Origin of the sequence: Evansella vedderi (genome assembly GCF_030813435.1) — a bacterium.
Classification (GTDB): domain Bacteria; phylum Bacillota; class Bacilli; order Bacillales; family Salisediminibacteriaceae; genus Evansella; species Evansella vedderi.
On the sequence record NZ_JAUSUG010000009.1, the window covers coordinates 94,793 to 118,944 of the forward strand.

Annotated in this window: 19 protein-coding genes; 4 read left to right on the plus strand and 15 right to left on the minus strand. The window is 40.0% G+C overall.

Annotated elements, in window-relative coordinates; genetic code table 11:
- Positions 1-78 precede the first annotated feature (78 nt).
- Positions 79-1,677 carry an ABC-F family ATP-binding cassette domain-containing protein gene (locus tag J2S74_RS12400; RefSeq protein ID WP_307326106.1) on the plus strand — a complete coding sequence of 533 codons (1,599 nt, stop codon included), beginning with the start codon at positions 79-81 and terminating at the stop codon, positions 1,675-1,677.
- Positions 1,678-1,909: 232 nt separating this feature from the next.
- On the opposite strand, the gene J2S74_RS12405 is transcribed toward J2S74_RS12400, so the two are convergent.
- The 7 genes from J2S74_RS12405 to addB form a co-directional block, all read right to left on the minus strand.
- Positions 1,910-2,257 carry a DUF952 domain-containing protein gene (locus tag J2S74_RS12405; protein ID WP_307326107.1) on the minus strand — a complete coding sequence of 116 codons (348 nt, stop codon included), beginning with the start codon at positions 2,255-2,257 and terminating at the stop codon, positions 1,910-1,912.
- Positions 2,258-2,403: 146 nt separating this feature from the next.
- Complete coding sequence (aceA, locus tag J2S74_RS12410) at positions 2,404-3,690, minus strand: isocitrate lyase (RefSeq protein WP_307326108.1); 1,287 nt, start codon at positions 3,688-3,690, stop codon at positions 2,404-2,406.
- A 479-nt stretch (positions 3,691-4,169) separates the two neighbouring features.
- Positions 4,170-4,478 carry a TIGR04104 family putative zinc finger protein gene (locus J2S74_RS12415; RefSeq protein WP_307326109.1) on the minus strand — a complete coding sequence of 103 codons (309 nt, stop codon included), beginning with the start codon at positions 4,476-4,478 and terminating at the stop codon, positions 4,170-4,172.
- A gap of 205 nt (positions 4,479-4,683) precedes the next feature.
- Complete coding sequence (locus J2S74_RS12420; protein WP_307326110.1) at positions 4,684-8,070, minus strand: AAA family ATPase; 3,387 nt, start codon at positions 8,068-8,070, stop codon at positions 4,684-4,686.
- Complete coding sequence (locus tag J2S74_RS12425) at positions 8,071-9,237, minus strand: exonuclease SbcCD subunit D (protein ID WP_307326111.1); 1,167 nt, start codon at positions 9,235-9,237, stop codon at positions 8,071-8,073.
- Positions 9,234-12,965: a helicase-exonuclease AddAB subunit AddA gene (gene addA, locus J2S74_RS12430; protein ID WP_307326112.1), complete on the minus strand. Its 3,732-nt coding sequence runs from the start codon at positions 12,963-12,965 to the stop codon at positions 9,234-9,236. The genes J2S74_RS12425 and addA overlap by 4 nt, the downstream gene beginning before the upstream one ends.
- Positions 12,955-16,521, minus strand: coding sequence for a helicase-exonuclease AddAB subunit AddB (gene addB / locus J2S74_RS12435; RefSeq protein ID WP_307326113.1), 3,567 nt, complete (start codon positions 16,519-16,521; stop codon positions 12,955-12,957). Before addB ends, addA begins: the two co-directional genes overlap by 11 nt.
- A 282-nt stretch (positions 16,522-16,803) precedes the next feature.
- Between addB and J2S74_RS12440 the strand changes: the two genes are divergently transcribed.
- From J2S74_RS12440 to J2S74_RS12450, 3 genes are all read left to right on the plus strand, one after another.
- A complete protein-coding gene (locus J2S74_RS12440; RefSeq protein WP_307326114.1) occupies positions 16,804-17,085 on the plus strand; it encodes a hypothetical protein in 282 nt (93 codons plus the stop codon).
- Positions 17,086-17,377: 292 nt separating this feature from the next.
- A complete protein-coding gene (gene rarD / locus J2S74_RS12445) occupies positions 17,378-18,352 on the plus strand; it encodes an EamA family transporter RarD (protein ID WP_307326115.1) in 975 nt (324 codons plus the stop codon).
- 31 nt (positions 18,353-18,383) lie between these two features.
- Positions 18,384-18,707 carry a hypothetical protein gene (locus J2S74_RS12450; RefSeq protein WP_307326116.1) on the plus strand — a complete coding sequence of 108 codons (324 nt, stop codon included), beginning with the start codon at positions 18,384-18,386 and terminating at the stop codon, positions 18,705-18,707.
- Positions 18,708-18,845: 138 nt separating this feature from the next.
- Here J2S74_RS12450 and J2S74_RS12455 read toward each other — a convergent pair whose 3' ends face one another.
- The 8 genes from J2S74_RS12455 to J2S74_RS12490 all read right to left on the minus strand — a co-directional run bounded on the left by J2S74_RS12455 (position 18,846) and on the right by J2S74_RS12490 (position 24,120).
- Positions 18,846-19,706: a nitroreductase family protein gene (locus J2S74_RS12455; RefSeq protein ID WP_307326117.1), complete on the minus strand. Its 861-nt coding sequence runs from the start codon at positions 19,704-19,706 to the stop codon at positions 18,846-18,848.
- 60 nt (positions 19,707-19,766) lie between these two features.
- Positions 19,767-19,910 carry a hypothetical protein gene (locus J2S74_RS12460; RefSeq protein ID WP_307326118.1) on the minus strand — a complete coding sequence of 48 codons (144 nt, stop codon included), beginning with the start codon at positions 19,908-19,910 and terminating at the stop codon, positions 19,767-19,769.
- A gap of 38 nt (positions 19,911-19,948) precedes the next feature.
- Positions 19,949-20,278 carry a hypothetical protein gene (locus J2S74_RS12465; RefSeq protein ID WP_307326119.1) on the minus strand — a complete coding sequence of 110 codons (330 nt, stop codon included), beginning with the start codon at positions 20,276-20,278 and terminating at the stop codon, positions 19,949-19,951.
- Positions 20,279-20,458: 180 nt separating this feature from the next.
- The gene (locus J2S74_RS12470; RefSeq protein WP_307326120.1) at positions 20,459-20,932 is read right to left on the minus strand and encodes a VOC family protein; all 474 of its coding nucleotides are present in this window, start codon (positions 20,930-20,932) and stop codon (positions 20,459-20,461) included.
- A 222-nt stretch (positions 20,933-21,154) separates the two neighbouring features.
- Positions 21,155-21,820, minus strand: coding sequence for a response regulator (locus tag J2S74_RS12475; RefSeq protein WP_307326121.1), 666 nt, complete (start codon positions 21,818-21,820; stop codon positions 21,155-21,157).
- Positions 21,789-22,943 (minus strand): GAF domain-containing sensor histidine kinase, encoded by a 1,155-nt coding sequence (locus J2S74_RS12480; protein WP_307326122.1) that lies wholly within the window; start codon positions 22,941-22,943, stop codon positions 21,789-21,791. The genes J2S74_RS12475 and J2S74_RS12480 overlap by 32 nt, the downstream gene beginning before the upstream one ends.
- A 139-nt stretch (positions 22,944-23,082) precedes the next feature.
- Complete coding sequence (locus J2S74_RS12485) at positions 23,083-23,421, minus strand: hypothetical protein (RefSeq protein ID WP_307326123.1); 339 nt, start codon at positions 23,419-23,421, stop codon at positions 23,083-23,085.
- Positions 23,422-23,457: 36 nt separating this feature from the next.
- Entirely contained in the window at positions 23,458-24,120 is a 663-nt protein-coding gene (locus J2S74_RS12490) for a TVP38/TMEM64 family protein (protein WP_307326124.1), read from the minus strand.
- Positions 24,121-24,152: the final 32 nt, after the last annotated feature.

Here is a 24,152-nt window from a genome sequence, read left to right on the forward strand (position 1 = left end):
TTCCCGCCTCCTCCTCGTCTTTAAGGCTAATCCATGTTATAATTTTCTAGACTTTAATATATAGAGGATGAGATTACGATGATTACAGTAACTAATGTGAGCTTGCGATTCGGTGATCGGAAGCTATTTGAAGATGTAAATATCAAGTTTACCCCAGGGAACTGCTATGGGTTAATTGGTGCAAATGGTGCGGGTAAATCAACATTTATTAAAATATTATCCGGTGAAATAGAAGCACAAACTGGGGACGTTCACCTTCAACCAGGTCAACGTATGGCTGTGTTAAAACAAAATCATTTTGAATACGAGGAGCATGTTGTCCTTGAAGTAGTTATGATGGGTCACAAACGCCTGTATGAAGTAATGAAAGAAAAGGATGCCATTTACATGAAGCCTGACTTCAGTGACGAAGACGGGATGAAAGCTGCAGAGCTTGAAGGTGAATTTGCTGAAATGAATGGCTATGAAGCGGAATCAGATGCTGCTATCCTATTGAAGGGCCTTGGAATTAATGAAGACCTTCACCAGAAAAAAATGGCTGACCTTACAGGTAACGAGAAAGTAAAGGTACTCTTAGCTCAGGCCCTATTTGGCAATCCTGATGTCTTACTTTTGGACGAGCCTACAAACCACTTAGACATTGAAGCAATCCAATGGCTAGAAGAGTTCCTCATTAACTTTGAAAATACAGTAATCGTTGTTTCCCACGACCGTCACTTCTTAAACAAAGTTTGTACGCATATTGCAGACTTAGACTTTGGAAAAATCCAAATCTATGTAGGGAACTATGATTTCTGGTATGAATCAAGTCAATTAGCCCTAAAAATGGCTCAGGAGCAAAACAAGAAGAAAGAAGAAAAAATTAAAGAATTACAAGCTTTCGTTGCGAGATTCAGTGCAAACGCATCTAAATCCAAACAAGCAACCTCCCGTAAAAAGCTATTAGACAAAATTGAATTAGATGACATTAAACCATCATCTAGAAAATATCCATATGTTCACTTCAAACCAAATCGTGAAATTGGAAATGACCTTTTACAAGTAGAAGGTCTTACTAAAATAATCGATGGGGTAAAAGTGTTGGATAATGTGAGCTTTACCTTAAATAAGGACGATAAAGTGGCCCTTGTTGGTAACAAAGAAATTGCTAAAACAACTTTATTAAAAATCCTTGCTGGGGAAATGGAACCGGACAGTGGTACGTATAAATGGGGAATTACAACATCCCAAGCGTATTTTCCTAAGGATAATGCAAAGTACTTTGAAGGTGTAGATTTAAACTTAGTAGACTGGTTGCGCCAATATTCTCCAGAAGACCAAACAGAAACTTTCTTGCGTGGTTTTCTTGGACGTATGCTCTTCTCAGGAGAAGAAGCGAAGAAAAAGGCAAGTGTGTTATCAGGAGGAGAAAAGGTTCGTTGCATGCTTTCTAAAATGATGCTAAGCGGTGCAAACGTGTTAATGCTTGATGATCCTACGAACCACTTAGACCTAGAGTCTATTACAGCATTAAACAACGGATTAATTAATTTTAAAGGGTCGATCATTTTCACATCACACGACCACCAATTTAACCAATCCATCGCTAACCGAATCATTGAAATTCAAGATACTGGGGTCTTTGACAAAGAAATCTCGTACGATGAATATATTGATATGAAGACAAAGGTTAAATAAGAACAAAAGCGCAAACGCCTTGTCGACGAGCGACCAGCGAATGCATCTGCCCAATAAAAAGTGCTTTTTACTTTTTAATCGGGCAGATCATTTGACCTCGAGTGAGTAGGCGCTGAAGCTAGACGTGATTAATAATAAATAAACTTTTCCACAAGAGTGAAAAATATAATTCCCTAAACCATGAAAAAACACGGCTGTGAAAATCAGCCGTGTACTTTTTCGTCGTTAGAACCTAATATATGCGTTCCTTACTCTCGAAAAAGACAAATTCCCCATTGTCATTTTTCTTCAACTCTCTAACATTTTTTACTGCGTCTAAATTTAGATGGCCGTAAATATGAGGAAACATTTGACCTGTTTCATTTAAGTCCTCATTTACTACTAAACTCTCTAAATCATTGGAACAAATCTCTAACAAAATAATCTCTGATTCTTCTTGAAACCAGTTATTCCCATTCTTAATAATCTGCTGTTTCGTAGAACAATGGATAAAACCGTCTTTATCCAAGGAAGCTGGCCAATACATATCTTCTTTAATAGCTTTCTCCCATTCCCCTTTACGCAACAAATGATAAATCACTCGTATTCCCCCCAAAAAACATCATTTCCACATTGATTATAAAGTTTTTTTTATGAAAAGTGTATGACAATTGGTCCAATTAGAAAATTCCATTGTGAAAGTGTTACAATTTTGTGAACATTGGAGGATGTTGGTAGACAACTACACTAATTCGTAAATTGCTCCTCCTCTGTTGATCCCATTAGAGCTGTAGTTGATGATTTCCCCCCTGAAATAATAGTAGAAACAAGATCAAAATATCCTGTGCCTACTTCGCGTTGATGCTTTGTAGCTGTATATCCATCCTTTTCACTTATAAATTCTGCTTCTTGAAGTCGAGAATAGGCAGTCATCCCACTCTCCTTATAGCCTTTTGCTAACTGAAACATACTATGGTTTAATGAATGGAAGCCTGCTAACGTAACAAATTGGAACTTATACCCCATCTTTCCTAGCTCCTTTTGGAAACGTGCAATGGTAACATCATCTAGTTTCTTTTTCCAGTTAAATGAAGGGGAACAATTATAAGCCAGCATTTTCCAAGGATATCTCTCATGGATAGCCTCCGCAAAAGTCCGAGCCTCTTCTAAATTTGGTTCGGAGGTCTCACACCAGATTAAATCAGCATATGGGGCATACGCTAACCCCCTATGAATAGCTTGCTCTAAACCAGCCTTTGTTCGATAGAAGCCTTCCGTTGTCCTCTCTCCGGTGATAAAAGGATGATCGTATTCATCGATATCACTTGTAATTAAGCTTGCTGCATTAGCATCGGTTCTTGCTATAATTACAGTTGGTACTCCCATGACGTCCGCTGCCAATCTAGCTGAGATGAGATTACCCACTGCCTGCTGTGTTGGTAATAATACCTTGCCCCCAAGGTGACCACATTTTTTCTCAGAAGATAATTGATCCTCGAAATGAACAGCTGCAGCCCCCGCTTCTATCATCCCCTTCATTAATTCAAATACATTTAACGTTCCACCAAAACCAGCTTCCGCATCTGCAACAATAGGAACAAACCAATCCCGTTTCGCACCACCTTCACTGTGTTCAATTTGATCTGCACGTTGAAGTGCCTGGTTAATCCTTTTTACAACATGAGGAACGCTGTTTGCTGGATATAGACTCTGATCAGGATACATATGACCGGATAGATTGGCATCGGCAGCAACTTGCCAACCGCTTAAATAGATTGCCTTTAAGCCAGCTTTCACCTGCTGAACAGCTTGATTCCCAGTCAAGGCACCTAAAGCATTAATATAATGCCCCTTATCACCCTCTTTGAGCATATTCCAGAACTTTTCTGCTCCCCTTTTAGCAAGGGTATGTTCGATCGTGATGGACCCCCTAAGTTTCAGAACTTCCTCCGGTGAATAAGGACGTTCCACCCCATACCACCTTAAGCTTTTCCATTCCTTTTTTAACTGCTCCACTTTGGTTTCGTTTGTCATTATCCTTCGCCCCTTTATTTAATCTTTAAAACTATTAAAAGCCTAATTCCAAAAAAATTAATCTAAGGTTCCATTTCCAAAACAATAGCTGCAGTGCACAAAACCTGTGTCATAACAGTTTTCACAAACTTCAATTGTTCCAACATCCTTTCTAAAGTCTGCAATCAAGCTTTGACACTTGTAACATGTAATTTCCCCGTTACCACTACATTTCTCACAGTCCACAATATTCACCACCTTCATTATATTGTTATAATACAGTTTATTTTATAATTTGTATTGTATAACAGTAAGTCATGGCTGGCAACCAAGATTTTCTAACTTTTTTATAATAATTCTAAAGACCTATTTTAATTCTAACTATTAACCTACACAGTCGAACATATAAAAAAATGGCCCAGTTCCTACAGAACTAGACCATCAATGTTTATTTAAAGGTTTTCACACTATGCCACTAATGTATCTTACCCTTCGATTGGCTAATAGTTAGATAATCCTGACTCACTTTTATTTGTAAATTCAAAGAAAAAGGGTGTTAGTAACATTGCGATTAAAAATAACCCTATGCCTATATATACGTAAGAAATAAAGGCAATCTCTAAATAATATCTAATAAAATATCCAGGCAAAAACAATATTAATAGAGTCGGAATCATCGTCCTTAAATTGCTTTTAGAGCTTAGAGTTTGTCTTTTACCACATTTGGGACATTCCTTTGACCAAAAGAACTTTAATGCTTCACTGTATTTATAAGTATGGTTACACGACCAACAATTAGGTAACTTCAAGATAATCTCTCCTTTCAACCATAAATAACCACTCAAGAAAAAGTTGCTGGGACAAAAGTGTTTTTATATATGAGAAATCCAAACGAAATAGAGATTATAGTCGGTGCATATAATAATCGCTTCGGAAATATACTTCGCTATGGTAGTGCATTGTTCGTATTTCCAGTTAAACACTTTAGTTATGTCCCAGCCTCTATAAAAGATTTTACATACTTTCCAGCCTAACGGAACTTCCTTTTCCACCATCCTCAGCTCGTGATACGATAAGCTTTCTTGGCAGACGTTCCCTTAACTCTGGTACGTGACTTATTACACCAACGGATAGGTTGTCCGTGTGCAGTTTTTCCAAAGCATTAATAACAATTTCCAATAGCTCCTGATCCAATGTTCCGAATCCTTCATCTAAGAAGAAGAACTCTAGAGGGTGCTCCCCTTTCAACTGAATGGAAGCAGATAGGGACAGGGCCAACGCTAATGAAGTTAAGAAGGTTTCCCCACCAGATAAAGTAGAGACTGGGCGGCGAACCCCACCATTGGCGTCATCCCTGATAATGAATCCACCGCTCGAATCAACCTCAATGGCATAACGACCGCGAGTTAAAGAATGGAGTCGTTCGGAAGCCAACCTGCTAACTTGAACCAATTGTTCCTCCGCAATGTATTCCACAAATGCTTTTCCGCGGAAGACGTGATCTAGTTTGGCAAGTCTATCATTTTCAACTTTAAGCTGTTTCCGCTCCTCTTCTAGTTTCTCATACCGTTGCACCCGCTGCTCCAATTCCTTTAGGGTTGCTAAGGCACCACCACGCTCAGAGCCTAACTCCTCTAACTTTCCTTTTGACTCATTAAAGACTGTAACTGTTTGCTCAAACTGCTCTTCAGAAATAGATTTATCCCCTAATTCTTTTTCACAGTTATCACGCTTTATTCTTAACTGCTCTTTCTCCCTATTAAACTGAGTAATAGCATCTTCCATTTGTTTCATCTGAGCATCAGTCAAGCTAGCGTGCTTCACTTCTTCTATTGAGTCAAAAGAGGTTCGCTTCAGCTGCTCACTCCAATTAACTTCAGCCCGGTCCAATCTTTCCCTCGCATGTTTCAACGATTCTTGAGAAACAGTATATCTTTGCTCTATTTCCTTAAAAGCATCGCTCGTTTGTTTCCAGACAGCCTCTCCGTGTTTAAACCTAGCTGTGAGCTGTTCCAAATCCCTGTTTACCTTATCCATTTGGGATTGAACGTCGGTATCCCCAACCACTTCATGAATTTGTGTCTTTTTATCGGTTGCTGCTTTCTGTCTTTGCGTTAGCTCAGAGTTTAGGGAAGATTGACTTACTAATAGTTCTTGAAGTTTTTCTTGTAATCTTGCAATTTCCTTTTGCTTTCCTTCGATAAATGGCTGACTCTTTTCAATTCTTTGTCGGCAGATAGTAGCTTCTTCTTCTTTTTTCTGGAGAGTAGCTACCATGCCTTCCATCTCTTCCAGGGAAAAATGAGGGTAAGACTCCTGCCACTGTTTCTTTAGGCTTTCATACTGTTCTTGCTGTTCCTGAATTCGTTTCTCCATCTCTACTACACGCTCATGGTAACTCTTTTGGTTTGTAAATATCCCTTTTACAACATCCTGAGCTACTTGATACTGTTTATATAGATCATCCACCTTAGTAAGTAGTGACTCAATGGTTACCTTTTCTTTCCTTAATTTATTACTATAATTAACCCATTGAGCTTCAAATACTTCCCTAGATTGATTTAATAATCCAACAGACTTCACTTCCACAGCCGACAACTTTCCAACTTCATCCGCCGTAAAAACATCATTTAATTTCCTTGTTTCCTCAGCGAGCCTCCATTTTAAATGTTCGAGGTTTCGCTCCTCTGACCTTATTTGCTCCATGGTAGCTTCTATCCACAAATAATCCTCATCCCCGTGGGAGTCCGCCACTGCAGCAACTTCGGATAACGGATGATGTAAGGAACCACAAACAGGACAAGGTTTATCTTCCTGTAAATCTTGTCGTAGCTGGTTAGCTAGGAGGTGACGTTTCTCTTTTTCCAGTTCTTCCTTCTGCTCCTTTAGGCGTTTATAGAAAGTTCCTATCTCACGTTCTTCCTCAGAAGCCCTCTCATACCACTGATAAAGCTGTTTGAAAATATTTGTTAATTGCGCCTTCAGACTAGCAACAGCTTCTTCCCCTATAGTCATTTCTTTATCTAGATCGCTCTTCTTCTCCAATAAAGAAGCTTTTTCCCCTTGAAGTTCACTCCATTTCGAAGTGATTTGTAACAGGCTTCGCTTCTCTTCCATGGCCACCTGTATTTGTTTTTTCTCCTCTAAAGGGACCTCTAAACCTTGTAATTTTGCCTTCAGATCTCTTTGTGCTTCTTCATATCTCCTGAGATCATCTTCTCCTTTAGCTTTCTTCCCTTTAATTTCTTCTATTTCGGCATGCAGCTTTTCTAAGCTTGTCCCTAACTCTACCAAAGCCGATTCTTCCTTTTTAATAGAAGTAAGTTCTTCAAGTATTCGAGAGTACTCGTCTAGCTTTAAACGTAATGGTGTTTCCTGCTGTTCCTTTGCTAGCTTTGCTTGCTCGTATTCCTTTTCCGCCTTCTCTAGTCCTTCCTTTAACTGGTTCCACTTCAAAGTAATATCCGTTACTTCTTTCTCTAATGTAATAACAGATTGCTTACTATCTTCCATTTCGTTTACATAAGGAAGTAACACAGCCGCTTCTAAGGCCATTTTCAACTTTCGCTCAAGCTCCTCTACCCCTTTCTCTTGTTGGAGCAATTCGGATAGGGCCTTTTCTACCCTTGCCTTTTCCTCTATCCACTTACGAATCGTCTTTTCTTCTTCCAGTTGCTTACCTAATAGCTCATGGGACTTTCTCGTGTCCTCTAATTCCTTTGTTAACTGAGCAACCTTTCCCTTAGCTTCTTCTACAGCTTCTTTGGAGGCGTTCCCGAGCCCAGCCTGTTCACTTTCAATCTTTTCTATCTCTTGCTTCGTAAACGATAATCGGGACTTAAGTTTTGCAATTAACTCATCGCCGTATTTTTCTAGATGAAACAAACGCTGAAGCATTTGCCGTCTGTCGCTTCCCTTTAAAGACAAAAATTCCGAGAACTTCCCTTGTGGCAAAACAACGGCACGGGTAAAGTCGTCAATGGACAGTCCCAATAAATCTTCTACTGCTTTCGTTACATCCCCTGCCTTATCAGCAATTACTTCCGGAGTCACAGTGATATCAATAAAACGACAGGTGGCGGACCGGATATTGGCTTCTCCTGAGCGCTTAAAGGTTCTCTCCACTTCATAACGCTTCGCCCGACCTCCATGTCCTAATTGAAACGTAAAGGAAACGGCTAACGTATCCTCAGCGTGATTTAAAATACCTTGTGTATTGTTAGGTGCCCGTTCAACTTTTCCATATAAGGCTAACGTCATGGCATCCAATAACGAGGACTTTCCGCTTCCTGTGGGACCAAAAATACCAAATACCCCGCCTTCACAGAGGGCTTCAAAATCGACCGTTTGTTTTTCTCTGAAACTATGCAAACCCTTTACAGATAATTTAATCGGCTTCATCTACTCACTCACCTCCTCGTTAATCAATTCTAAAAACAAGGATACTAGCTCGTCCTCAGCAACAGCTCCCCCTGTTTGCCTAGAGTAAAACCGTTGAAACAGTTCATCAATCGGAACATGCTTCGAAGGCTCTGATGTAGCGGCGATCTGTTCCTCTGGAAAAACAGGACGTATAGTGAGTAAACCTGGATATGCCTTTTTCATCTGATGAATTTCCTCCATAGATGGAGTTTCCTCCATATGGACCTCGAGCTCAATCCAAGCATTGGCATCTCGTTTTTCATCCATCCATTGAAATACTTGAGGAATCCCTTTAGTTGCCCTCCAACGGACAAGGGGGGTGCCAGAACGCAAATGAACTTCTTCCCACGTAGCTTCTCCCCATGGTTCCACATCCACAATCGTTACGGACTTGGCGTAACCTGCCTCAGAAAAACTAAAGGCTAAAGGAGAACCGGAATAACGGGCTGGCTTTGGCGCCCGTTTCACATCCTGTGGACGATGAAGATGCCCGAGGGCTGTGTATTGAACCGTATCTGGTAAATTCGTAGCCCGTATTGTGTACGCTCCACCCACTTCAATGGGACGCTCTGACTCCGTGCTGTTTCCTCCCGCAACAAAAATATGACTCATGGCCACATTTATATCTTTTGGGCTAAAGTCCTTTGTTAACTCTTGGAAAATCCAGTTTACCTTTTCATCATAAGCTTCACGGAGGGCAAGTTCGTCCCCTTCCTCCACGAAACTTTCCTTTAAACGGGATTCTGATGGATAAGGGAGAGCTGCAACGTTGAGCAGCATATCCCTATTCGGTATGTGAATTTTCACCTTTTCCATCGTCGGGTAGCCTAGAATGGTGATCCCTTGCTTCTTTATTAACGTTCTCGCAGCTGCTAAACGATCTGGGTGGTCATGGTTCCCTGCGATGATAATAATGGGGCGGTTCCCGTTATCACTTAGCCTTGCCACCGTTTCATAAAAGAGCTCCTCAGCCTTTGCAGGTGGGTTCACCGAATCAAACACATCTCCGGCCATTAACACAGCATCTACCTTTTGATCCTCCACAATTTCTAGAAGCTCGTCAAAAAATTGCTCATGCTCAGGGAGCCGGTCCCTCCCTTCGAGGGTCCTTCCTAAATGCCAGTCTGCCGTATGGAGTAACCTCATGCTTTATCCCCTTCCTTCATTGTGATCACATGGGCCCCGTCGAAAAAGAAGACATGGGCTTCATCAATGGACGTATTCCAGCTTTCCTCTAACGCCTCTTTATAGAGGGCTATCTGTATATTATAACGTTCCTTTAAAATTGGCCGCGCTTCCTCAAATCCCCCAGGAAACCTGCCTTCGATCGTATCTGTCTTGTAATCTAGTAAAACATTTTTTCCATTGGCGTCTTTAAACACACAGTCCACTACCCCTTGCATGAGTACCGTTTCCTCTGCATTGCCACTCCAAGTAGAAAAGGCTTTCGATGCAGAAATCCCTATGCTGAACGGAATTTCACGCTCCACCCATTGAGCAGAAAGGAGTCGCTTTCCAATACCCGTGTGGAAAAATGCCTCTACCTTCTCCACATCGATCGCTTCCCCTTGCTCCTTCGTTAATAGCTCATCCTGGATCATCATGAAAATCTTTTTCTCAATGGAGTCCTTTGTAGGCAGTTCAGACAGGGAAATATGCTGCATCATGGCGTGCATCACTGTCCCCTTTTCTGCAGGAGTTAAGGCCTTTTTCTGTAAAAACTTCGGTCGATCCGCAAACTCCGAGCGGAACCCTTCTGCAAAAGGTTTATCGCTATATTCATCCATTAATTCTTTTTTCATTTCACTAACCGTTTGCTTCGAACGATGAGTAGCAGCGTCTCCATAAGCATACGCCCATTCTAACCGTTCAACCACTTGCTGCTTTTGTTCGGATTGGACCGGAATCGGTAAAAGGTTGAAAATTCTCTCTTCCATTTCCTCTCCCTTCTTCCCTTCCTTTTCCTCTACAGCTTGAAGTTGTTCCTGCTCCACCACGGTAACGGCCCATTTGGATCGGTCTGTTCTTACTTCCTCAAAGGTATCCATTTCCCCTTCGAACAATTGCTCCTGTGCAGATCGATGGCGCAGAACAGCAGGGCCTACCCAATCTAAATAGGAGGTACCCTTCTCCCGATCCACTGCAGGTAAAAGCCAAGTCTCTTCGGATAAAAACTCTTTCCACTTCTCTAACGATTTTTCCGCTTCATTTACCGTCCCTACTAAAAATAATTTTTCTTTTGCCCTCGTTAATGCTACATATAAAACCCGCATTTCTTCGGCAATGGCTTCTAAGTGCATCCGTTTCTTAATCGCTAGCTGTGGTAACGATGGATAGGCAACTCTTAGCTTTGGATCAATGAATTTGGATCCAAATCCTAAATCCTTATGAAGTAAATACATGCCATATAAGTCTTGCATATTAAACTTCTTATTACAGCCAGCAACAAACACCACAGGGAACTCAAGACCTTTACTTTTATGAATGGTCATGATTCTTACTACATCTTCTTGCTCCCCTAGAGCCCTCGCTGTTCCTAAATCGTCTCCCCTCTCCTGCATCCGTTCAATAAAGCGCAGGAATCGGAACAAGCCTCGGAAGGAAGTGGCTTCGTAGGCACGGGCACGATCATATAATGCCCTTAAGTTCGCTTGTCGCTGCTTTCCACCTGGAAGACCTCCAACATAATCAAAATAACCCGTTTCCCGGTAAAGCTCCCAAATTAATTCCGATAAGGCACCGGATCTGGCCTTTGAACGCCAGCGATCTAATTTCCCTAGGAAGTCTGCTGCTTTCATGCGGATTTCTTCATCTGGAGATTCTACCGCTGTTTTCCTTAAGGCATCATAATAGGAACCATGGCGATCCATTATTCTCACATGGGCTAGCTGCTGCTCCGATAAACGATAGATGGGTGAACGTAATACAGAGGCAACAGGAATGTCCTGATACGGGTTATCAATTACCTTTAATAAGGACATCATTACTTGTACCTCCACCGCTTCAAAATAGCCTGTGGAAAGGTCGGCATAAATAGGTATTCCTTCTTTTTTACATTCGTCCATCATCGTCGCAGCCCAGGGCATGGAACGCATTAAAATGACAATATCCCGGTACGTAATGTGACGAGTGGCCTTCATGTTTTTGTCGTAAACAGGGCGCTTTGATTGAATGAGCTTTTTGATTTGCTGAATAATATAGCGTGTTTCCATTTGGGAGGTTTCCAAATCCTCCTCTAAGGACACCTGCTCATCCCCAGGTTCTTGAACTGCTAATGGGGTGCCTTTATTGATAACAGCCAGTTCCGCTTCAAGAGCCTCCTGTTCAGGATAGTCAAGGTTACCAAGCTTCAGTTCCGCTGCATCGTCATAGGCAATTTCCCCAACGGTTTCATCCATGATTTGACGGAACAGAAAGTTCGTAGCATCAAGAATTTCACTGCGGCTTCGGAAGTTTTTCGCAAGATCAATTCTCCAGCCCTCGCATTCCCCTTCCTTTTGATAGAGCTTATATTTGTTTAAAAACAAAGTCGGCTCTGCCAGACGGAAACGATAAATACTTTGTTTCACATCCCCTACCATAAAGCGATTGTTCCCCTTTGATAGTAGGGTAAGGATCGTTTCTTGAACGAGGTTCGTATCCTGATATTCGTCCGTTAAAACCTCTTCAAAATGTTCTTGGAATTCCAGCGCAGCAACGGTTGGATTCCAACAATCTGCCTTCACATCCCTCTCTCCTAAAATGGCAAGGCAGTAGTGTTCTAAGTCGTTAAAATCAACGATAGCCTTCTCCCGCTTTACTTCCTCGTATCTTTGGGCAAACTCTTTAACTAATCGAACAATGGTAGCTACAGATGGGGCCATTTCCTTTAATTCTTCTACAAACTGGGATGGCTCTTTTTTAAATAAATCCTTACTCATCGCTTCCACTTGTTTTTTAGCTCGCTCCCGAAGGCCTTTGACTTGATCCTTTAGGGCTTCATCTACCAGCTCTTTTTTGGAGATGGATTTTAAACGGCCAAATTTAACCTGCTGAAAAGCTGTGTAAAGATCTTCCCAAGTAGCAGCTCGTAACAGTTTTTCTACCATAACCGTGTCTTCTTCTAAATTTTCACTATATTTGGCGGGACCAGCAGGATCCTTTGTGAGTTCCATTCCTTTCTGGAGCCAAGACATTACACCTGTGAGCAGGTGCTTTACATCTTGAAGTAATTCTGCCGTCCATGGTAGCTCATTGATCGTTTCCACATTTTCCAATGCATAGGTCTCCACCATTTGATCTAACCATGCATTAGGATCTGGATGGGATCTGGAAAAATCATAAAGCTTACGGATTAAATTCCTTAAGGCATCGTCACTCCTGTCACCACTGTAACGGTCTACTACATCAAAGAAGGCTTGATTATCTTCCTTCCCGTATTCCTCTTCGAAAAGATCATCAATGATTTCTTCCCGGATTAACTCCCCTTCCGTATCGTCTAAAATTCGGAAGTTTGGATCCACTTGAACATCGAAATAGTATTGACGAACTACCTTCATACAGAAGGAATGGAGGGTAGAAATGTTCGCTCTATTTAATAGGGTTAACTGTCTCCGCAAGTGGAGGGAGGCTGGACTTTTCGTTAACTGTTTTTCTATGGCTTCTCCAATTCGGTTACGCATTTCCGCTGCCGCCGCATTGGTGAAGGTTACAATGAGAAGACGGTCCACATCAATTTGATGCTCCACAATTTTTCTAATAATCCTTTCTACAAGGACTGCTGTTTTTCCACTTCCTGCTGCTGCAGCAACTAATATATTATTTCCTGATGCGTCAATAGCTTTCCACTGATCATCGGTCCAGGTGGCGCCTTCTGGCTTTGGACTAATCTTCATCCTCTTCCCCTCCTTCTTCACGGATTCTATCCATTACTTCTTCCTTCTTCAATTTCCCTACCCTTCGGTAATCGTTGGTTTCCAATGTTGGATCAAATTGGCAGACCGGTTTAAAGGAACAGTAGGTACAGGCCACATGCTGTTTATTTTTCACCGGGGTAATATCGATTTTCCCACCAGTGATGGAAGAGCCAATCTCTTCTACCTTTTTTCGTAAAAATCGTTTTAAAGCAGCATAATCCTCGTCCGAAATAATCGAAGAATCGGAGTAAAATTCTCCATTTTTCTTTAACCCTGCTGGAATGATCTTGGATCTTCCATCATCTACGTTATGGTCCATTAAGCGGGCCACATCTGGATCAGCACTAATGAGTCCCTTCATCTTAAACTCTTTGAAGAGTTCCTCTTCAATTTGCTCTAATGTCAATTTTTCATTACGTTGTAGCAATGGATTATGAACATGGAAATAAAGAACACCGGCAGGAGAGGCTTTTGCTCCTAGCCATTTTTCTGAAAAGCTAATCACCACATCTAAATATATAAGCATTTGTAGAGACAATCCGTAATAAACATCTGTTAATTCGACGTCCTTTTTACTAGATTTATAGTCTATCACTCGAAGCAACAAGCCATTTGGACCTTGAGAGCGATCTACTCTATCAATACGGCCCACCAGCTGCAGCTTTGAGCCGTTTTCTAATTGAAATTGTAATGGTGGCAGCTCTTGATTTGGTCCAAAGGCGACTTCCAATCCTACTGGTGAAAACCCTGATGACTTGGATTGCTCTGCCAATACGGAAGAAGCTCTCGCAACCACCTCTTCCAGTTTTTGCTTGATATAGTTATATCGGTTAGAACTTAACAGGATTTCCCTTTGAATCTTCGGTGCTAATTCATCCACTATTTGTTTCGCAAGGGCTACGCATTCGCCCTTCGTTAGCTGTGAGAAGTCCTTCCCAATCTTCCGTAGATGTTCAGCCATTTCCTTAAGTGCTGCGTGGAAGAGCGTCCCAATGTCTGGTGCCTCTAGCTTGTAAGTTTCCCTGTCCTTTAAGGATAGGCCATAGTTAGCGTATTGAGCAAACGGACAGGATTGGAATTGTTCCATCCGCGATACACTCGTTTGTAAGTCTGAACCATATAAGGTTTCGCTTATCTCCCTTGACAGGGACTTTGCCTTGTTTTCATAAAATAAACTGTGAAGAACTTGCTTCGCTTGAAAATGCCATGATTGTTTCTCTGCATACCAATTGTACACATCCCACCAAAATTCTGGGATGTGATAGCCCTTTTTCCAAGCTTGCAGCTCGTACGTTAAATAGGATAATGTTTTTCTTGGGTTAGTCACAAAACTTAATTGCTCATTGTCTGGCATGTCTGTTGGCTCATGGAACCAGAGTTTTTCCTCGAGATTTGGAAACATATCCTTGACTCGCTTTAATATGATTGACGGCTGCAAACTCCGGCCTTCGTCATCAGCCAGAGGATACGTTAAATACAACCGGTCCGAAGGGGTGCACTGAGCCATATAAATAAGAAAAGATTCGTTTAACAACTGACGGGTACTGCTAGGAGCTAAGGAAAGACCTTCCTTCTGCAAGCTCTCACGCTCTTCCTCCGAAACGATTCCACCTTCCTCAGGCTTTGCCGGCAGAACCCCTTCATTAATTCCTAGTATAAAGGCACAACGAACATTGGAAAGCCTTGAGTGCTCCATATCCGCTACAATGACCTGGTCGATAGCCGGTGGAATAATGGAAAACTTCATGCTTTCTAAACCTGTATCGAGCATGGTGCGGAACAGGTCAAAAGACATCTTTTCATCCCCGGTCATTTCCACCATTTGATCCATTAAATCAATAACAGCAGCCCAAATTTGATCATGTTCCCTTGATTGCTGTTGATTTCCTTCCTCCATCGCTCGATTACGCATGATCTCGATTTTTTTTGGAACATGACAAGTCTCTAAATACGTATATAAAACTTCACAACGCTCTTTGACTGTTTTCGCTTTTTTCATTCCCTTTTCTAAGGAGATTAGCGGTGCCGTTAATAAACCCCTTAACTCATTGATTTCCCGTTCAAACCGTTCTTCTTCTGCTGTTCGTTGTCTTTCCCCCTCCGCTGAGGTTCGAACTCGCCGATAGGTCCACGGTTCCTTTTGGTACCAGCGGGATCCTTGAATACCATAAGATAAAACATAGTTTTCTAACTGATCCACCCTTTCCCGCATAGCAGTTACATCCTGAGATAACGGGAACAGCATATCCGTTTTAAATGTACGGAACACTGCTTCGTAACGCCAATGCCCTTGAATGACTTCTAGAGAGGAACGGATAAATTCAATGACTGGATGATTAAGTACCGAACGCTTTTGGTCCATAAATAAAGGGATTTGATAATCGGTAAAAACAGTGTCCAGTAAATCCACATAGTCCCCAATATTTCTCAGAAGGATAGCCATGTCCCGAAAACGATAATTTTTGTCTCGTACTAAATGGAGGATTTCCCGAGCCACACCCTCCACCTCACTACGGCGATGTACGGCTCCTATCATCTCAATTCCTTCGTGAGTTTGACTCACAATTGAAGGACGAATATCATAGTTTTTCTCCAAATGGGCTAAGGCTTGTGATTGGAATCTCGGGCGATCTGTTAATAGAATAGGCTCCTCTACCTTTATACTCGTTCGATTGCAAAGCTCCAGTAATTCCTGGTATGACCTTGCCGTTTCAAAAAATAAGTCAAGCTCATTTAATCTTTCTTCTATTTCATAAGGTCTATCGATGGTCAATACCAATTTCACAGTGGAACAGTGAATAAATAACTGTTCTAAAACAAGGAGCTCTAGCGGTGTAAAGCTATGGAACCCATCTATATAAAGAATCGCATCCTTTAAATAATCAGATTTCGTTATTTTCTGTGATAGGAGCTGTAAATAGTCCTCAGAACCTATATATTTATTCGCTAACTCCAACTCTAGTTTTTGAAATACGAGATGAATATCATGAAGCTTTTCCTGTAACACCTGTTCTTGGGGTCGCTTTTTTGGTTTTGATTTTAACGTTTCATATTGCTCCTGAAGGGATTCAGTAGATATATTGTATCGTTTAAACTCTGATACCATTTGCTCCAATTGATCGATAAAACCATTTGTATCTGTTGTTTTTCCAAATAGGGTAAAGTTACTTTTCTCCTTTTCTACTATTTTACGTAATAGCATATTAATCCCTGTCCGTTGGAGATGATATCTCGAAATCCCCCCAGTTTCCTGAAGAACACGTAAAGCGAGGCGTGAAAAGCTCAACACTTGAACCCTTGTCATACCCCGCTGTTTCGAATTAATTAACTGCATTTCCGATTGGAATGTCATTTGGTCTGGTACAAGATAGATGATTGGTTTACCTTGTGGTTCGTTAGATGCTTTATCAATAATCTCCTGGAGAATTGTTGTTGTCTTCCCCGTTCCTGTTCGTCCAAGTAAAAATTGAATGGACAAGTTATTCACCTCTTTGGCTTGCATATATATTTCCATTGTGGGATGGTTAGAATCCACTACTAATCTATTAGCACTATGTTAGATTCATCCTTAATTATTCTATATTTCTACTGAAATTTTGAATCATGTGTTGTAGTGAGCTACAGTCCACTCGCTTTCCGCGGGCGAACGGCAAGCCTCCTCGGGCTAACTCCCTGTGGGGTCTTGCCCTGCTCACTGTTCCCGCAGGAACGAGCGTTTACTTCTCGAATAAGCTACGAGTTGTCTCGACGGATACACTACGAAGCATACGCTTGTAGAGGAAGAGACAGTTAACCTCCTAGACCTTCGCTCATTCCAATGCAGACTAATATTTTCATACTCCAAGGTGCAAATATCACTTGCATGGAGGTCTACCGTGAAAATACAAATCTTATGTTGCCATTTGCCACTCTCGAAGAAGTGAAAGGCGGTGACTCCAGCGTTGCCCGCGGAAAGCGTCCGCCTGTAACGGAGTCGAGAGACATGATTAATTTTCATACTCCATGGTGCAACATTTTATATGCATTGGGCTATTCTTTAAGTGTATCGAAATTTGTCAGATTAATAAACAGTAATGGATTGGGAACAAATGTTACCTGAGATAATAATTTCATTTACTTACTTCGCATTACGAATTAATATATAATTATTGAACTAAATTCTTTTATATATGGAGCTCTAATGGATTGACAAGAACAGCCTGGCGTAACTTAAAAGCTTTGAGAATTAAACTTATGTGGTAAAATAGATGAGCAAGACGAATTTTCGTAAAAGATCGTAGTGGAATTGAAATTTAAACGTTTGTTTAAAAAGCTACAAATTTATCATTGGAAAAGGTTGATTAGGTCCCTAATTGGCTTTTTCTTCTTTTTAATTTAGGGGGAGACCTATTATGTCGGACAATACAACAAATTCTTTAAAATGGGGCATCCTCTCTGGTGTAGGTGCCTATATTCTATGGGGGGCTCTTCCAATCTATTGGAAAATGCTAGATCACGTGCCTTCAGTAGAGGTCTTAGCACATAGAGTTATCTGGTCGTGCATCTTTATGATCATCCTACTTTCCTTCCTGAGGAAAAGCAGAGATTTTATGAGGGATATACAGAAAATGTTCCAGCAACCTAAAATACTAATTGGAATGATTTGTGCAGCACTCCTTATCAGCCTCAACTGGGGTACCTATATATGGGCTGTTACTAATGACTTTGTTTTAGAAACTAGTTTTGGTTATTATATTAATCCTTTAGTTAGTGTAGTATTAGGGGTAATTTTCTTAAAAGAAAGGTTATCACGTATGCAATGGTTCTCCGTTGGTTTAGCTGCCTTAGCAGTGACAATCTTAACTGTATCCCTCGGGAGTTTTCCCCTTGTTGCTTTGACTCTCGCCCTTAGCTTTGCTTTATATGGATTAGCGAAAAAGCTGGTGGATGTGGGGGCAATGAGTAGTGTAGCTATAGAGGCTATGCTCGTGATACCATTAGCCGTAGGTTTCTTGATATTTCAGCATGGGTTGTCATCGTCGATGTTTTATGTAGATTATTCCTTTACCTTTTGGCTATTAGTTGGTGCTGGGGCTGCGACAGCATTACCCCTTATGTTATTTACTGCAGGGGCGAAGCGGATTCCTTTATCTTTAATTGGATTTTTACAATATATTGCCCCAACAATGATGCTGTTTTTAGGGGTTTTCTTATATGGGGAAGCATTTACGTCCGTTCACTTAGTGGCTTTTTCTATGATTTGGGCAGCATTAGTTATCTTTACCGTTAGCCGCTTCCGTTTAGCAAGAAAAATGAAAGCCCATGCTGTAGAAGTAGCGGAATTGCCAAAGACATTGAGGGAAAACAAGGCAAAAGCTTCCGTGTAATTATAATATTGGAAAGGGGTGTACGGTGTTAATGATTAAAGATCTAATTGTTATGCTCATATTACTACTAGCTGGACTATTCTATTTGTTTTATTCAGCTTCTGTCGTACATCAATTCCCTTATTTTATGGTAGCTACCTTCGTGTTATTTCTGAGTATCGGATTATTCTTTATATTTTTGAGACAACTAACAAGAGAAGGCTTTGTAAGGTTAGTTGTGGTTAACAGTGTAGTTGTAATATTAATCCCCATTGTGGAAGGGATGGATTGGTTAGGGTTTACTATTCTTTATTTAGTCATCATTGCTTTTATTTTTATTGGGTATTCGGTATTTAAAGGAAAAAAGAAGGAATAGTAATTATGCAGGTGTTTGCTTGTTACCGAAACTATAGAGTTATCTAGGGTTTCGGTAACAAGAGGTGACCCACTTGTTAAAAGTACTGATTATAAGTTGATCTCGTTTGAGATCAAATATCTTATACTATTTTTATTACTAATGCTTCCAGGTATATAAGTACTCCATCTGTTCATTTGGCGACTTTATCTTTGGGTCTTCTATATACCAATTTCCTTCAATGTTTAATTCTTTACAAGCTAAATCAAAATGACACATGGCAATTCCCATGTCTAGTAGCTGCATTTTATAGCCAAAGGAGCTGCTGTAGTTCGGTGTATGCTCTATGTAAAAGTGGCATTGTTTTCGATCCTCCAATAATACAAGTCTCCATGGCTGTTTATTGGAAGCAGAGGGTCCTAGCCTCACCATTTCAATTGGGGTTTCTAATTCAAGAGCTTTCTCCTTTGATAACACCTTTTCAAATGTCCCTTCATAAAAAAGCTTATCCCAGCTTTTTTTGTTGTCGGCCTTCACCACGTAGCGCAATGCTTTATCAAACATTCGTTGCCTGCCTTTTGAGTAGCCTATCGGTGTGACACCAGGAATGAACTCCGTTCCCCCTATATTAATCTCTTTTTCGAAGGACTTACGGTTAAATGTCCCACCCATCCAGCAGGTGCCTATCCCAAATTCCGTTAAATACAATACTAATTTTTGAAAGATATAACCAAATTCCACAAGGGAGTACGTATTATTCTCACTTATCCCCACTAAATACGCCTGAGGGTTCTTGATAAAACCATAGGTTCCTAGTTTAATCCCCTTATCGGTAACATTATTAGTAACCGGCACTAACTGGATCCTGCTTTTTCTTCCAAAGATCCCAATGAGATTATCTTCTTTATTAATATATTCGTTTATCAGCTTATAATGAGATTCTGATAACCTCTCTGTTTCATATGTTCTTACGGACTGTCTCCCCTTCATAATTTCAACGACTGATTTATTAAATATCATATTATCCTTCTCCAAACTTAAGCTTCTGATGTGATTGGATGCTTTACGTTCAATGGAAACTTAGTAACTCCATATGCTTTTCACAAATAAGACCCCTTCTCTCTCCATTGCTCCTCCTTTGATTTTTCCCCATTCATTGTCTGGTGTATAATGAAAAACTACCATTTCCGTTCCTTTATCTGCGATCTTCCTTATAATATCCATGATTCTAATGTTTTTTTGGCTAATCACATCAAAGATGTCTAATCTATTATTGGATTTCTATAAATAACAATAGCCTCTTCTTCCTGAAAATAATAAATATCCTCTGGAAAAACATTTAGACAATAGAACATAAGAATCCCTTGGCTGTTGGCAGTGGCAAATTTTTTTGATACTTGTATTCTTTTACTAGCAAATCTTGAAAGGTAGATTATATCCACCACTTTAGCCATATTTAGTTTACGAATTCCACTATTACTTATAGTATCCATTACTTCCGTTAACTCCATAAAAAATTGATATTCATTCACCTTATGAAAACCAAATTTAGGATAGAAACTCAACACACTCCTATTTGCAAAGAGATACATGATATCGTAAGTAAAGTGATAAAAGGGTTCCCCGTTCCCGATAGGATATTTCTTAATCTCAAGAAAACTATCTCCTACTTTAATTATAAAGCTTATTTCATCATTAGTTACTAGAGAAAACCCTAATTTTTTTACATAAATTCTTTCATTTGTTCTAAGACTTGGCTGTATAAAGTTACTTTATTGATTAACATCTAATTTTCTCCCTACATTCCCCCTCTGCCTTTCCTCCCATTCACTTAAGTAAATAACATCTGCTTTTTCAGCAGGCGGCTGTGGAAGACGTACCGCCATCTCTAGTGAATTACCATCGAGATCCTGAAAATAAACGCAAGCCATAGGAACCCATGTATGAACAACCGGTTCCACAGGTTCCAAACCAAAGGAAACGACAGGCTCAATTCCCCTTGATTTCAACCAATCCGTTGCTTCTTCAATGGAGGAAACTTCAAAGGCGAAGTGACTACGGGTCCACTTTTCTTCCCCTATCTCCCATACTCCAAAAATCTGTACTCCATTAGGCATTTCGTAAAATACAACACGGCGGTCATCCAACTCTAGAACTCTTTTCAGACCTAATTTATCTTCATAAAAACCTTTTGCCCTTTCCAAATTACATACATGAACATGTGTTTCAAAAATACCTTTAATCATAGTCCCATCACCTCTCGAGTTTTTACAGATCCGCTTATAACTAAAACACTCATCATAAAAATAGCCCCTTTCATTTAATAATTTATATACTCATTGTATAAAGTAAAGGGGTTTCAACCATGAGAGTGGAGACTGATATTCCATCATAGTAAATACCGAAAATAATTAAGACCAAAGTCTTAGATAAAATGTTAAACAAGTAAAAAACGTCTGACATTTATATCAGACGTTTTCGTTACCTTCAACTAGTTTATGTTTTACTGCAAATAGGGCTGCTTGGGTTCTGTCTTTCACTGGGAGCTTGGAGAAAAGATTCGTAATATGTGTTTTCACGGTTTTTTCTGAAACAAATAGTGCTTCGGCAATTTTTTTATTACTTTTCCCTTTGGCAATTTCTATTAGCACTTCCCTTTCCCGCTTCGTAAGCTCCTTTAATGCCTTTACTTCCTCCGATTCTCCTTGGTTCACATGCTGAAATAAGTGATTGGCTACCTTCGGGTCGATGTTTTTATTACCGGCAAAAACCCTCTTGATGGCTTCCATTAAGTTTTCTGGCTCCGTATCCTTTAAGCAATAGCCATCGGCACCTGCTTGAATTGCAGAAATAACATGCTCTTGATCCTCAAAGCTAGTTAAAACTAGGATTTTCTGATTAGGATTTTTCCCCTTAATTTTTCTTGTTGCCTCTACTCCGTCCATTTGTGGCATGGATAGATCAAGGAGGATCACATCCATTGACACTCCATTCTCTATAGCTTCCACCGCTTCCATTCCGTCCCTTGCTTCTGCTACCACTTCAAATTCCGTTTCCCTTGCGAAGAAAAAAGTGAGACCTTTCCGGACAATATGGTGATCATCAACAATCATCAATTTTATTGGCTGTGACATTGCTTCCTCTTCTCCCCTTCCTTAAAGGAATTTGAACGTATACGGTTGTTCCTTTATTTAACTCACTAGTAATCTTACAATCTCCTTCAACTAATTTTGCCCTCTCAGCCATACTTGTAAGACCAAATCCATTCTGGGAAACTTCCTGTCTATTAAAACCACAACCGTTGTCTGAAATGGTTAAAGTCATATAAGAATCTACTTTTTTTACTTCGATAATTACTTGTGAGGCATTTGCATGCTTATAAACATTGTTGAGTGCCTCTTGGGTAATTTTCCAAAAAGTTGATTCAACACACCCTGGAATATCCTCTTCCCAAAATATAGAGGTTACGGACAACTTTAATTTTTTGCCGTAGTTCTCTATTCTTTTCTTTAATCCTTCTTTAATATTGTCTGACCGCAGTTGCCATATAAGATTCTTCATTTCCGATAATGCTTCCTTTGACAATTGGTAAATCTCATCTAAGGATTCCCCTACGTCTTCATCCGTCGTTATACTCTTTGTTCCCTTGGCTGTATACATAATCGAAAATAAATGTTGGTTGACAGAGTCATGTAGGTCCCTTGCTAAACGATTCCTTTCCTCCAAAATATGCATTTCATGCTGTTTTTCCGAGAGGCGCATCCTTTCACATGCAGTTCCGATTTGGTAAGAGATAGACTCTAAAATATGTAATTCATCATCATTAAAGTTCAGCTTATTTGGAGAAGCAACATTAAGCAATCCATACAATTCTTCACCAGATTTAATGGGAACCGATGCGTGGTGGGTAATCCCTTCCGTATCACCACGCTTTTCCTTCATGGCATACTCAATCCGCTCACAGTCGATTATATTAGTAGCTTTATTCAAACGCCCACTAAGGCATCGGTCAATACAGCGACAGCCACCTTCACATAAGTATTTTCTATCTTCAAACTCCAAAGCTTCTGGTAATTGAGCATATGCCTTTAACTCAAACTCACCCTTTTCATCAAATAAAAAAATCCACCCTGTATGTAAGCTCGTAAGTGCTAGAATTCTGTTCAAAACTTGTTGGAGCATCGAATCCATATCCGTTTCTTTATTCAACATCTCTGCTATTGATTTAATCAGGAAAAGCTCCTCATTCCGTTCCATTGTAATGCTCACCACCTTATGTCTAGTTTAATGGATAGGAATAGTCCCGTATAGTATATTTTAAGTATGTATACCGCGGAACAAATCCCCCTTTTTTATGAAAAAAACTACAACAATAGTCGTAGTTTTTGAGAATAAATTATGTCATTTTGTTTCTCCACAACCGGTATATCCCTATTACTAAAAAGAAGTACGCAATACATTCAATCGTGAAGGGAATATTGTTAAATAGTTGAAACATTTCTCCAGAAGTCATTCCAAATAAGGGAGAAGCCGTTCCCGCCATGACAGAATCAAAATAGTTCTGAAACATCCACGGTGCTATAAATGAATACATTTGATGAATAATCATGAGCAAAAAGAAATAAAATCCTTCTTTAAACCCCTGCTTTTTACTAAAGACTAGTCCAATAATTAGTAGAAAAAAAATAAAAAGACTAAGAAAAAAACCATAGATATTAATTAATAATCCTATCAAATCATCACCTCTTAAATTGATTTTTTATTATTATAGCTAATCTCTAGAAAAATCGATGGGAATATTTTTTTTCTCTAAGACTTTACGAATAAAGAGAGGTATGATAAAGGCAAGGATAAAGACTAAAGCTGTTATTAAGAGCATTTGCCAGTCTGCTCGTAGAAGGGAAGCTCCAAGAAAATTAAAGGCTATTGTCCCCGGTATAATCCCTACCATCGTTGCCCCTAAATATTCCCGAAAACTAATTTTTGACAAGCCTGATAAGTAACTTACCACATCGAAATTGATTACGGGGATTATTCTTAATCCTAACACATAATAAAAACCGTTGTCTTCCATTCTCATTTGCAGGTGCTTCCCTTTGCCTTTCCAGTGTTTTTGCACTATTGATATACGAAGCTTCCTCACTGCTAAAAAAGAAAGTATTGCACCCGAAATGGAACCGATATAAGTTACAACCATTCCTAACATAGGACCAAAGGAAAGACCTGCAGCTATGGCAAATATGGAAGCAGGAAATAAAATGAACGGCCTCAGTGTATACATTAATATAAATATAAAGGGAGCTAGCAAGCCGAAAGAAAACATCGCACCTTGAATGTCCTCGGGTGTTATCTGGATAAATGTACTATTTACCCAGATAAGAAGGAGAAGAACTACTATAAAGATTGTTGGTTTCCAAATTTCCTTATTTACCATAGATGAATTCCCCTTTAATAAGAACTACTACT

Bases quoted from the DNA above. Each gene is read 5' to 3' on its own strand.
- J2S74_RS12400 (WP_307326106.1), top strand. From the start codon at position 79: ATGATTACAGTAACTAATGTGAGCTTGCGATTCGGTGATCGGAAGCTA.
- aceA (WP_307326108.1), bottom strand. From the start codon at position 3,690: ATGACAAACGAAACCAAAGTGGAGCAGTTAAAAAAGGAATGGAAAAGC.
- J2S74_RS12420 (WP_307326110.1), bottom strand. From the start codon at position 8,070: ATGAAGCCGATTAAATTATCTGTAAAGGGTTTGCATAGTTTCAGAGAA.
- J2S74_RS12425 (WP_307326111.1), bottom strand. From the start codon at position 9,237: ATGAGGTTACTCCATACGGCAGACTGGCATTTAGGAAGGACCCTCGAA.
- addA (WP_307326112.1), bottom strand. From the start codon at position 12,965: ATGAAGATTAGTCCAAAGCCAGAAGGCGCCACCTGGACCGATGATCAG.
- J2S74_RS12440 (WP_307326114.1), top strand. From the start codon at position 16,804: ATGCAGACTAATATTTTCATACTCCAAGGTGCAAATATCACTTGCATG.
- rarD (WP_307326115.1), top strand. From the start codon at position 17,378: ATGTCGGACAATACAACAAATTCTTTAAAATGGGGCATCCTCTCTGGT.
- J2S74_RS12450 (WP_307326116.1), top strand. From the start codon at position 18,384: ATGATTAAAGATCTAATTGTTATGCTCATATTACTACTAGCTGGACTA.
- J2S74_RS12455 (WP_307326117.1), bottom strand. From the start codon at position 19,706: ATGATATTTAATAAATCAGTCGTTGAAATTATGAAGGGGAGACAGTCC.
- J2S74_RS12460 (WP_307326118.1), bottom strand. From the start codon at position 19,910: ATGGATATTATAAGGAAGATCGCAGATAAAGGAACGGAAATGGTAGTT.
- J2S74_RS12465 (WP_307326119.1), bottom strand. From the start codon at position 20,278: ATGTATCTCTTTGCAAATAGGAGTGTGTTGAGTTTCTATCCTAAATTT.
- J2S74_RS12470 (WP_307326120.1), bottom strand. From the start codon at position 20,932: ATGATTAAAGGTATTTTTGAAACACATGTTCATGTATGTAATTTGGAA.
- J2S74_RS12475 (WP_307326121.1), bottom strand. From the start codon at position 21,820: ATGTCACAGCCAATAAAATTGATGATTGTTGATGATCACCATATTGTC.
- J2S74_RS12480 (WP_307326122.1), bottom strand. From the start codon at position 22,943: ATGGAACGGAATGAGGAGCTTTTCCTGATTAAATCAATAGCAGAGATG.
- J2S74_RS12490 (WP_307326124.1), bottom strand. From the start codon at position 24,120: ATGGTAAATAAGGAAATTTGGAAACCAACAATCTTTATAGTAGTTCTT.